Below are 11,123 nucleotides of genomic sequence, written 5' to 3' on the forward strand. Positions count from 1 at the left end.
GGTTGTATGCCAACAACCAATTCCTCGCCCATCGCGGTGTGGTTGGCGATGTTCTCGCTCGTCATGGACAACAAGAGCTCGCTGCAGGAACTGCTGGACGACCGGATCGGTATGCCGTGGAGCCGATTCCGTGTCCTTCGCAGACTGGAGCACGCCGATCGCACACAGCGCGAACTCGCCGAGCGCATGGGCATCGACGCCCCGGCCGCTTCGGTGATCGTGGCCGATCTGGTGAATCGTGGCTACGTCATACGTGCGCAGCATCCGCGCGATCGCCGATGCAAGGTCGTGCGAATCACCGACACGGGGCGCGCGCTGCTGGAACAGCTTCGTGACCTCGACGTCGTTCCCGCGACGACAGCGCCGCTGACGGCGACCGAGCGGAAAGAACTTGCCCGACTGGTGGAGAAAATGCGCCAAGGAGCCGAAAAATGACTGATACCAGTACCATTCACGCCTCATCCACATCAGCGATCGACAAACGCCGAGCGATGCTGATTCTCGGGATCTGCTGCCTGAGCCTGTTCATCGTCGGCATCGACAGCACGGGGGTCAACCTCGCGTTGCCGTCGATCCGACGCGATCTCGGCACGAGTGCCTCACAGCTGCAATGGGTGGTCGACGCCTATACGTTGGTGCTCGCGAGCCTGCTGATGCTGTCGGGGTCGATCGGTGACCGGATCGGGCGGCGTCGGGTGTTCCAGGTCGGTCTGGTGATCTTCGGGTCCGGCTCGGTGCTGTGCTCGCTGTCGCAGTCGCCGGGGATGCTCATCGGCGCGCGCATGCTGCAGGCGATCGGCGGCTCGATGCTGAACCCTGTCGCAATGTCCATCATCACCAACACTTTTCGCGACCCGAAGGCTCGTGCACAGGCCATCGGCATCTGGGGCGGAGTGATCGGGTTGAGTATGGCGCTCGGCCCTGTCATCGGTGGCGCCCTTGTCGATGCGGTCAGCTGGCGCGCGATCTTCTGGATCAATGTGCCCGTCGTGATCGCTGCGGTGATCCTGACGGCGTTCTTCGTGCCGGAGTCGCGCGCCGAGCACACCCGCCGACTTGATCCGCCGGCGCAGATCCTCGTGATGATCCTGCTCGCGACCGTCACCTACGGCATCATCGAGGGCCGCTCGCTGGGATGGACCTCAGCGACCGTGATCGGCTTGTTTGCAGCGGCAGTACTGTCGGCGGTCGCGATGGTGCTGGTCGAACGTCGTCGTAAGGAGCCGCTGCTGGATCCACGGTTCTTCCGGAGCGTGCCGTTCAGCGGCGCGGTCGTGAGTGCGGTGATCGGGTTCTGTGCAATGGCGGGCTTCTTGTTCCTGAATACCCTTTATCTGCAGGACGTTCGGGGTTACACGCCGTTCCACGCTGGTCTGATGACTTTGCCGATGGCGGTGGCAACAGCCGTCTTCGCACCGGTCTCCGGTCGTATCGTCGGTTCTCGGGGTCCGCGGCTGCCCATGCTGATCGCAGGTGTCGGTATCAGTGTCAGTGCCCTCATGCTGATGCAGCTGACCGGGTCGACGTCACCATGGTTGCTCGGGCTTGCGTATCTGGCGTTCGGCATCGGCTTCGGCATGCTCAACGCCCCTATCACCAATGCCGCTGTTTCCGGCATGCCCCGCAGCCAGGCCGGCGTGGCTGCGGCCATCGCGTCGACGAGTCGTCAGGTCGGCTCGTCGCTCGGAGTGGCGGTCCTTCCAGCGGTGGCGTTCGCCGGACTCGACGGGCCGCTGAACACTGCGCTGCCCGCCGCGACCCATGCGGCGTGGGCCATGATGCTCGGGTGCGGACTTGGTCTGCTGGTGATGGCATTCCTGGTGACGTCGTCGTTCGCGACGCGGTCGCGGGACAAGGTGGCTGCCGAACTCGGCGCTTCCTGAGGTCACCGTGACGCCGGGCCATGCGGACGGGGCGCCGGCGCTGGGAGCAGCGCCTTCCGATATTCGACGCCAAGGCAGTGACAGCTGCTCTGGCGTCGAACATCGAAGGGGTGCGCCTCAGGACGGTGGAGGCTCCGTGGTCCAGAGTCGCGCCGGTCGTCCTCGGCCGGTCACCTGCGAGCGACCGGTGTCGGTGAACATCGTCCCCAGCCGTCGGGCCAGGTTGGCCTGGCTCATCTCGACTCCCAGATACTCTGCGAGCACCGCGACCTCCAATGTGCTGAAGGTCGCGCCGAGGAAGGCCGGAATGACGCGTGTGTCGACCCAGAACCGGGCGAGCAGGTCCTCGACCGCGTCCGCGACGATCTGACTGTGCGCGAACGGCAGCTTCGGCAAGGCTGTCAGCGGCACCGCCCACGTGCCTTCCCAACCGTGTGCAGCGGGATCCAGCACCAGGATCTGGGTCAGCGAGATGGTCGCCCCGCGCGGGTCGCGATTGCGCTCGTCGTTGTAGCGTCCGGCCGCCTGCCAGCGCACGGCGCCGGCCTCCACACCACACTTGTCGCGAAGGCCACGCAGGGCGGCGGCATGCGCGCTCTCGCCCGCTGCGAGCATCACGCCCGGGAGAGCCCGGCGGTGCCGGAAGGGCGCGAACTGTCGCTCGACAAGGACGACGCCGACACCCTCACCGGTATGCCGCAGCGCCACCGGATCCACACTGATCACAGGCTGACTGGCGTTCATGATGGCCTGCGTCATACCTGGCCGGCCAGCGTGTCACGCACGTCGGCGAAGGTCTGGAACTGCAGGAACTCGCCGTCCTGCCACACCGGCTGCAGCAGCGATGCGGCCTCCTGCTCGGCGCTCGCCTGCTGCACCAGGGTCAACTCGCCGTCCTCGCCGCGAAGCACTGCCAGGCGACCGGTCGCGGACTTCTTGGTGCCTGAGTCGGTCACCGGGTTCTTGGCGAGGTCGAAGCCGTGCCCGTCGACTTCGGCCCACGTCGCTTTGACCGCCGAACCGAAGGTGTCACGGGTGACGTACTGGTAGGAGTAGCTGCCAACGCCGAAAACGACGTTCGTCGAAGCGAATCCCTTGTCCGCCAAACGTTTGCAGATCTCGTCGGCACGCTCCCGGGTGATCGAGTCGCCGTAGATCGCGCCGATGTGCGTGTCGAGCTCGCGGTAGCCGGCGTCATTCACCGTGCCGCCGAAGATGTCCCACAACAACTCGACCACACCGCGTTCGACCGGGCCGTCGCCACCCGTGGCGGCGTCGGTGCCGCACAGGATGTCGGCCGGATTGCCCGAGTCGGGCCGGATCACGAGCCTGCCGTTGCGTGCCAGGACCTTGTCCTTGAGGGTGGGCAGGTAGTCGGTGAGCACGCGCCACAGGTCGAAGGTGTCGCTGACGACCGAGACGATCCCGGTGGGATAGAGGTCCAGCAGGCGGGAGAACATGTCCCGCTCGCCGATCGTCGCGATGCCGGCCATCATCACCGAGTGCTCGGTGGCGGGGACCGACGCTGCGACATACTCCCCGCCGTAGAAGCGGTCGATCCAGTCCAGTGACACCAGTGAGTCGGTGCCCTGGAAGGACAGCAGGTGACCGGCGCCGGATGCTGCTGCGGACTGGTCACTGGTCTGCCCGCGGTAGGAGAAGTCGTGTGCCTGGAAGTCGACCGCCGCCGCGGGGCCGCCGGTCTTGGTCGCCCAGTCCTGCAGGATCTGCCGGTAACTGTGCGCGATGGTCGCCGTGGTCGACGGATGCCACACCCCGGCGGACAGCGCCGTCTCGATGTAGTTGGTCAGCCAGTAGAACTCCGGGTCGGTGTTCTCGACTGTGAAGCTCGGCACCTTGATCGGCACCAGCGTGCCCTCGGGCACGGCGCAGAAACGCAACGGCAAGTGCCCGCGGCGATGCAGTGCCCGGATGTGATCAGACCCGATCGTGTTGGGGCCGAGGATCGAGGTGACCCGCTCCTCGTACAGCGAGCAGACCTCGTCCTCGTCGGCCGCGAAGAAGGGCTCGAAGTCGGCCACGAGATTGCCGGCGATGAATGCCTGCAGACCGAAGTGCACGACGTGGTCGATCTGCGGGATCAGGGACGACCGGTTGGTGTAGTTGGCGTAGACGCCGGTCACTCGTCCTTCGCCGGCGAGGGTGTACTGCTGGATGTGGCCGAGCTTGTAGGCGTCGGTGGCGAACAGTGGTGCGACTGGTGCAAATCGGTTGGTGGTCATGGTGATTCAGTCCTTCTTCGGTGAGTCGTGGTCGGCGATGGCGGCGAGCAGGCTGGTCAGCAACGGCTGGCGCTCGACGTCGAAGTGGGTGAAATCGGCAGTGCTCGGGACGCTGTCGGTGGAGGCGATGAAGCTGAATGCCTCGGGCAGGGTGGTGGCTGCACTGCCGGAGAAGATGCCGTGCGTGACCCACAGGCCGAGGCGTTCCTTCGGTATGCCGGCGACGCCCGCGAGGCCGAGGAAGGTGCCGCCGCCGTCGCAGATGTCGTCGACCACGAGGAGCTGCCCGGATGCAGGCAGTGGTTCGACGCTGAAACCGGTCAGGCCACCGGTCGCAGGGTCGCGGTGCTTGAGCGCCTGGAACATCGGCACGCCGAGTGCGGTGGCGATGCTCGCCGCGTGCAGGCTGCCGGACTTGTCAGCGGCGATCACACCGCTGACCGCGTCGGTGCGGTCCTGCCAGGTGCCTGCGGCGGCCGTCACGAAGGGCGTGTGATCGGCGATCGTGAGGTGGTCGTAGAGCCCGGCGGAGAAACTCGAGTGCGGATCGATCGTCACGACGTGGTCGAAGCCGAAGCCGTTGACCAGCGTCGCGTAGACCTCCGCGCCCATGACCTCGTCGTGGTCGGAACGGGCAGCGGGCAGGTAGGGAAGCAACAGCACGGTGCGCATCCCTGCGTGGCGCGCGAAGCTGGCGGCGATGCCGGCCCGCACGAGGTCGTCGGTACCGCTGCCGCGCACATCGACCACCAGATCCTGGGTGGTGTCGAGGTCGCCCGTCCTGCGGATCGACCACTCACCCCCGGGGAAGCCGAAGAACTCCAGCGGGGCCGGCTGTGGCCAGCTCGACCCTGGTTCTGTGATCCACGTTGTTGTCGTCATGGAGATGATTATTAATAAACATCCGCACGATGTCAAATATGGGTGGATGCTGCCGGTTCCGGGGCGCGATCGACTGCAACCGCCGTTTCAGGCGGGCGATCCGAAGCCGAGAATGCCGGAATCGTCGGCAGGTTCGGTTGTGACGGTGATGCCGCCCGGTTGGTTCCCGCCGACGGTCGTCAATCTGCCGTCGCGGTCGCTGAGCACCAGATTGGTGTGGGCGCCGAAGCGGCTGCCGGTCTTCCACAGCACGAGGTCGCCCGGTTGCGGCTGATAACCAGACCCCTGCAGGTGCAGCCGGTGGACCGACTGCAGGTAGTCCTGAAGCGTGTAAACCCCTGGTATCCGCCAGGATCCGGAGTTGGGATTGCTCATCGGAACGCCGGCGGTGTTCCATACCCAACTCACGAAATCCGCGCACCAGGCCTCCTGAGCACCTTGCGAATACTTCGTGGCCGGCCCCGGGTCGTCGAACTGCGTGTGCGCGACCTGCACGATCGCGGCACGGTCGGCGGGAAGCGCCTGCAGGTCCACCGCCGGAAAGCTGCCGCGGCTGTCGTTTCCGGCGGCGGAGTGGCCGCTCTTCATGCGCCATACGACACCCGCGGCGACGACACACACGATCAGTGCGAGCACGCACGCGACGAGGGCGCGCCGTCGCCGCGGCGTGCCAGGGGGAGGGGCTGCGGCATACTGCCCGGTCCGCCCGGAATCGATGGTCGACATGCCGAGATCGTATGCCGCTGACGCCGCACTAGCCTGGAACCATGCGCGGCGAATACAAGGTTCTGGGCGGCAAACTCGTCGCGGTCGATGTCGACGTCGAGGACGGCCGACTGGCGAACGTCTCGGTGTCGGGCGACTTCTTCCTCGAACCCGACGAAGCGCTGCAGGACATCGACGCCGCGTTGAACGGTATGCCGGCCACCGCCTCCGTCGAGCAGCTGTCGTCGGCCATCACCGGCGCGCTCGACCCGGGTGTGCAGCTGATCGGATTCACGCCGGAGTCGGTCGGCGTCGCGGTCCGACGCGCCCTTGGCAAGGCGACCGGCTGGGCGGACCACACCTTCGACGTGATCCCGGCGACAGTGCTGCCGCCGGTGCAGCACGTCGCCCTGGACGAGGTGATCGGGCAGGAGGTGGCCGCCGGGACGCGCCGGCCGACGTTGCGTTTCTGGGACTGGGATTCACCGCTGGTGGTGATCGGATCCTTCCAGAGCTACCGCAACGAGATCGACCCCGACGGAGCCGCGCGTCACGGAATCGACGTCGTACGAAGGATTTCCGGCGGCGGTGCGATGTTCATGGAGCCCGGCAACTGCATTACGTATTCGCTGGTCGTGCCGTCGTCGATGGTCGAGGGACTTAGCTTCGAGCGGTCCTATGCCTTCCTCGACGAGTGGGTGATGGCGGCGCTGGCGGATGTCGGAATCAATGCGCACTACGTCCCACTGAACGACATCGCCTCCGACAAGGGCAAGATCGCCGGCGCCGCGCAGAAGCGGTTCGCCGCCGGAGCGGTGCTGCACCACGTGACGATGGCCTACGACATCGACGCGGACAAGATGCTCGAGGTGTTGCGCATCGGGCGCGAGAAGATGTCGGACAAGGGCACCAAGAGCGCCAACAAGAGGGTCGACCCGATGCGTTCGCAGACCGGTATGCCGCGCGCGGACATCCTCGCGACCTTCACGTCGTCCTTTCTCGCCCGCTACAGCAGTGAGCTGTCGTCATACCGCCCGGAGGAACTCGAACTCGCCGAGCAACTGGTGCGCGAGAAGTTCGGCACGACGGAGTGGACCCACCGCGTCCCGTGAGGTCAGCTCAGCCGCGACCCAGCAACGTCCCGCCGTTGACCTGCAGAATCTGCCCGGTGGTCCAGCCGGCGTCGGGGGAGACCAGGTAGGCCACGGCCTCGGCGATCTCGTCGGGCGTGCCCGGCCGGCCCATCGGAACGGGCGCGGTGCGGTTGTCCATCAACGTCGGGTCCGCGGCGATGCGGTCGGCCCAGAACTCGGTGTCGGGCACAAAGCCCGGCGCCACCGCATTGACGGTGATGCCGTCGGCCGCGAGCGCTGTTGCCCGATCGAGCACCCAGGCGTTCACGGCGGCCTTGGCGCCGCCATAGGAGCCCGAACCACGAAGTGCCGCAATGGAACTCATGGCCACGATGCGGCCACCCGGGCGACGCAGGTGCGGCTGCAGAGCCTGCGCGAGGAGCACCGTCGTCAGCACGTTGCCCTCGAAGTCGGCGCGCCATCCATCAGCAGTGGCGCCCAAGCCGCCGGAGGCTCCGACTCCGTAATTGCCGCCGGCGTTGGCAACGAGCACATCGATGCCGTCATCGGCGGTGATGGCATCCGAAAGATGCTGCACCGCAACCGGATCGGTCAGATCGCAGCTGTATGTCGTGACTCGGGCCAACTCGTCGACAGCCATGAGCGAGTCCGCCGCATCCTGAAGCACTCGCTCACGTCGGCCGACCAGGATCAGCTCGGGCTCCTCGACGAGCAGACGGTGTGCGATGGCCAGGCCGATGCCGGTGCCGCCACCGGTGATCACGATGCGTCGGGTCATGGCAGCAGGTTAGTGGCGCTCCACGTCGGACGGGTCGACGACGGGCGCGGGGAGCCGTGCCGGATCCAGGGCGCGTTCGACGGCGCGGCCCGCGGCGCTGCCGATGAGCGTGCCTGCTGCCACTGCGACCACGGCGCCGACAGTGGCCGCGATCGACGAGACGCCGGCGTGGCCCGCTGCGAACTGCGCGGTGCTGAGCAGGCCGAGGCTGCCGGGCACCAGCAGCCAGAAGGACGGCAGGAAGACCACGAGGCGCAATGGTCGGCCCGAGAAACGATGCACCAGCGCCGCCGAGGCCGCCGCGACCGAACCGCCGGCCAGCCCTCCGAGTGCGACTCCCCAGTGTTCTGCACCAGCCACTGCGTGCCGAAGGTCAGCACCAGCACGCCACAGATCCAGGGGATGGCGGGCCGGGATGCAGCGACGTTGACGACGATCCCGGCGCCGACCAGCGCCACCCCGGCGAACGGCGCGATCGGTCCCAGGTCCGATGCCCGCACGTTGGTGAGGGCATCCAGACCCACGCCCGTCGCCGCGACGGCGGTGAAGACGCCGACGGCGAACAGCACCAGCTGGACTCCACCGGACACCAGGCGTGCCGTTCCGGCGACCGCTGCACCGGAGGCGACCTCCGACATACCCGTCACGATCATCGAACCGGGCAGCAGCACCGCGATCGAGCAGACGAGGGTGCGCAGGGTGCCTTCCAACGGCCACCACTGTGCAGCTGTCAGCACGACGCAGCCGACCCCGAAGGACGCCAGTAGTGGCTGCAGCGTGCGCACCAGGGTGGAGCGGTGCCCGATCATCACGATGACCGCGACCAGCAGCGCCCCCGCCGCCGTCACCACGAGGTCACGCCAGGTCGGTTGCAGGATCGCGCAGATGCCGACGGAGATCGGCAGGATCGCAAGGTCGCACAGCCAGCCCGGCCGGCTCGCCGGCATCGCTTCGATGTCCGCCAGCTCGGCGACCGCGTCCGCGGCTCGCATCTGCCCGGATCCGAGGTTGTCGACGACCTGCTGCACCCGGGTCATCTGCTCGAATCGCAAGGTCTCCGAGACAGATTCGAAGCCGACCACCTGATCGGGCGTGGTGGCCACGAAGACGCCGGTCGGGGTGGCCGCGACTCGCACGTGGCTGACTCCCATCCGGGCTCCGAGCCGGGTCAACTGTGCCTCGACGTCCGGCACGGGAGCAGCGCCGGCGAGCAGGGCCGCGCCGACCTGGAGCAGGCAGTCGCGCGTCACGTCCGGCGTGGCGACGTCGTCAGATGGTGGCGGCGCAGCGGCGTTCGTCATACGGCACATGATCCCGGTGGGTCGGTCTGCGCACGTATGGCGGGTTGCCGTGCCCGCTGCCACCGTTGGGGTGTCGGTGCACCCGTATACGGTCGATGCATGCGCCCCACGACTGATCTGAAACGTCGAGTTGCACCCTTCGAGGTGGTCTCGGAGTACTCCCCGAGTGGTGATCAGCCGACCGCGATCGCCGACCTGACCAAGCGCGTGCAGTCAGGGGAGCAGGACATCGTGCTGCTCGGTGCGACCGGCACGGGCAAATCAGCAACGACCGCCTGGTTGATCGAGCAGGTGCAACGCCCGACGCTGGTCATGGCGCCGAACAAGACCCTGGCCGCGCAGCTGGCGAACGAGTTCCGCGAGCTGCTGCCCAACAACGCCGTCGAATACTTCGTCTCCTATTACGACTACTACCAACCCGAGGCATACATCCCGCAGACCGATACCTACATCGAGAAGGACTCCTCGATCAACGACGAGGTCGAGCGGCTGCGGCACAGCGCCACCAACTCGCTGCTGACCCGCCGCGACGTGGTGGTGGTGGCATCGGTGTCGTGCATCTACGGTCTGGGCACCCCGCAGGAGTACGTCGACCGGATGCAGAAGCTGCGCGTCGGTGAGCAGCTCGACCGCGACGACCTGCTGCGAAGATTCGTGCAGATGCAGTACTCCCGCAACGACCTTGCGTTCACCCGGGGCACCTTCCGCGTGCGTGGCGACACCGTCGAGATCATCCCGGTCTACGAGGAGCTCGCGATCCGGATCGAGTTCTTCGGTGACGAGATCGAACGCATCTACACGCTGCACCCGCTGACCGGTGAGGTCGTGCGCGAGGAGCAGGAGATGTACGTCTTCCCGGCGTCGCACTACGTCGCCGGCCCGGCGCGGATGGAACGCGCCATCGACGGCATCGAGGCCGAACTCGAGGACCGCCTGAAGACGTTGGAACGACAGAACAAGCTGCTCGAGGCACAGCGGCTGCGGATGCGCACCACCTACGACATCGAGATGATGCGGCAGGTGGGCTCGTGCTCCGGCATCGAGAACTACTCCCGGCACATCGACGGCCGTGGCCCCGGGACGGCGCCGAACTGCCTGCTCGACTACTTCCCGGAGGACTTTCTGCTGGTCATCGATGAGTCGCACCAGACCGTGCCGCAGATCGGTGCGATGTACGAAGGCGACATGTCCCGCAAGCGGATGCTGGTCGACCACGGCTTCCGGCTGCCGAGCGCGATGGACAACCGGCCGCTGAAGTGGGAGGAGTTCCTCGAACGCATCGGCCAGACCGTCTATCTGTCGGCGACACCGGGCGACTATGAGGTCGCGAAGGCCGACGGTGTCGTCGAGCAGGTCATCCGGCCCACCGGCCTGGTCGACCCGGAGATCGTCCTGAAACCCACCAAGGGCCAGATCGACGACCTGCTGCACGAGATCCACGAGCGCACGGCCAAGAACGAGCGTGTGCTGGTCACCACGCTCACCAAGAAGATGGCCGAGGACCTCACCGACTACCTTCTGGAGCGTGGTGTCCGGGTCCGCTATCTGCACTCCGAGGTCGACACCCTTCGGCGGGTGGAACTGCTGCGCGAGTTGCGGATGGGCGAATACGACGTGCTCGTCGGCATCAACCTGCTGCGCGAGGGCCTCGACCTGCCGGAGGTGTCGCTCGTAAGCATCCTCGACGCCGACAAGGAGGGCTTCCTGCGATCGGCGCGCTCGCTGATCCAGACGATCGGTCGTGCGGCGCGCAATGTGTCCGGGCAGGTGCACATGTATGCCGACAAGATCACCCCGAGCATGCAGGAGGCCATCGACGAGACCACCCGACGTCGCGAGAAGCAACTGGCCTACAACAAGGCGGCCGGTGTCGACCCGCAGCCGTTGCGCAAGAAGATCGCCGACATCACCGACCTGCTGCAACGCGAGGATGCCGACACCGATGCACTCATCGGCAGTGGCCGGCAGCAGTCGCGTGGCAAGGGACGCGGTGGTCGGGGAGCCGCCGCGGCCGACGCCGACGCAGCCGGCGCAGCTCGCGTCCACGGGCTGCCCGCCTCGGATCTGGCGAACCTGATTCAGGAACTGACCGCCCAGATGCACCAGGCCGCAACCGATCTGCACTTCGAGTTGGCCGCGCGTCTGCGGGACGAGCTCGGCGACCTGAAGAAGGAGTTGCGCCAGATGACGGAGGCGACCAGGTAGTCACTGGGAGATGGCAGCTGCAGGCGCCCGGT

Annotated in this window: 10 protein-coding genes; 4 read left to right on the plus strand and 6 right to left on the minus strand. The window is 66.8% G+C overall.

Going from position 1 to position 11,123, the window contains the following annotated elements; genetic code table 11:
- Window positions 1-6: 6 nt before the first annotated feature.
- The gene (locus BKA23_RS07220) at window positions 7-435 is read left to right on the plus strand and encodes a MarR family winged helix-turn-helix transcriptional regulator (RefSeq protein WP_145226797.1); all 429 of its coding nucleotides are present in this window, start codon (window positions 7-9) and stop codon (window positions 433-435) included.
- Window positions 432-1,883, plus strand: coding sequence for an MFS transporter (locus BKA23_RS07225; protein ID WP_145226799.1), 1,452 nt, complete (start codon window positions 432-434; stop codon window positions 1,881-1,883). Before BKA23_RS07220 ends, BKA23_RS07225 begins: the two co-directional genes overlap by 4 nt.
- A 117-nt stretch (window positions 1,884-2,000) precedes the next feature.
- On the opposite strand, the gene BKA23_RS07230 is transcribed toward BKA23_RS07225, so the two are convergent.
- The 4 genes from BKA23_RS07230 to BKA23_RS07245 form a co-directional block, all read right to left on the minus strand.
- The gene (locus BKA23_RS07230; RefSeq protein WP_145226801.1) at window positions 2,001-2,642 is read right to left on the minus strand and encodes an NUDIX hydrolase; all 642 of its coding nucleotides are present in this window, start codon (window positions 2,640-2,642) and stop codon (window positions 2,001-2,003) included.
- Window positions 2,639-4,126 carry a nicotinate phosphoribosyltransferase gene (locus BKA23_RS07235; RefSeq protein WP_145226803.1) on the minus strand — a complete coding sequence of 496 codons (1,488 nt, stop codon included), beginning with the start codon at window positions 4,124-4,126 and terminating at the stop codon, window positions 2,639-2,641. Before BKA23_RS07235 ends, BKA23_RS07230 begins: the two co-directional genes overlap by 4 nt.
- Window positions 4,127-4,132: 6 nt before the next feature.
- Window positions 4,133-5,008, minus strand: coding sequence for a ribose-phosphate pyrophosphokinase (locus BKA23_RS07240; RefSeq protein WP_145226806.1), 876 nt, complete (start codon window positions 5,006-5,008; stop codon window positions 4,133-4,135).
- An 87-nt stretch (window positions 5,009-5,095) separates the two neighbouring features.
- Window positions 5,096-5,734, minus strand: a complete 639-nt coding sequence (locus tag BKA23_RS07245) for a CHAP domain-containing protein (RefSeq protein ID WP_145226808.1) — start codon at window positions 5,732-5,734, stop codon at window positions 5,096-5,098.
- 41 nt (window positions 5,735-5,775) lie between these two features.
- Between BKA23_RS07245 and lplAB the strand changes: the two genes are divergently transcribed.
- Window positions 5,776-6,825, plus strand: coding sequence for a lipoate-protein ligase LplAB (gene lplAB / locus BKA23_RS07250; protein WP_145226810.1), 1,050 nt, complete (start codon window positions 5,776-5,778; stop codon window positions 6,823-6,825).
- A 7-nt stretch (window positions 6,826-6,832) separates the two neighbouring features.
- Here the strand turns inward: lplAB and BKA23_RS07255 are convergent, their stop codons facing one another.
- Complete coding sequence (locus tag BKA23_RS07255) at window positions 6,833-7,585, minus strand: SDR family NAD(P)-dependent oxidoreductase (protein WP_145226812.1); 753 nt, start codon at window positions 7,583-7,585, stop codon at window positions 6,833-6,835.
- Window positions 7,582-8,886: a threonine/serine exporter family protein gene (locus tag BKA23_RS07260; protein WP_170226412.1), complete on the minus strand. Its 1,305-nt coding sequence runs from the start codon at window positions 8,884-8,886 to the stop codon at window positions 7,582-7,584. The genes BKA23_RS07255 and BKA23_RS07260 overlap by 4 nt, the downstream gene beginning before the upstream one ends.
- A gap of 99 nt (window positions 8,887-8,985) precedes the next feature.
- Here BKA23_RS07260 and uvrB point away from each other — a divergent pair, with 99 nt between their 5' ends.
- On the plus strand, window positions 8,986-11,091 hold the full coding sequence (gene uvrB, locus BKA23_RS07265; RefSeq protein ID WP_145226816.1) for an excinuclease ABC subunit UvrB: 2,106 nt from the start codon (window positions 8,986-8,988) through the stop codon (window positions 11,089-11,091).
- Window positions 11,092-11,123: the final 32 nt, after the last annotated feature.

Source organism: Rudaeicoccus suwonensis (genome assembly GCF_007829035.1).
Lineage (GTDB): Bacteria > Actinomycetota > Actinomycetes > Actinomycetales > Dermatophilaceae > Rudaeicoccus > Rudaeicoccus suwonensis.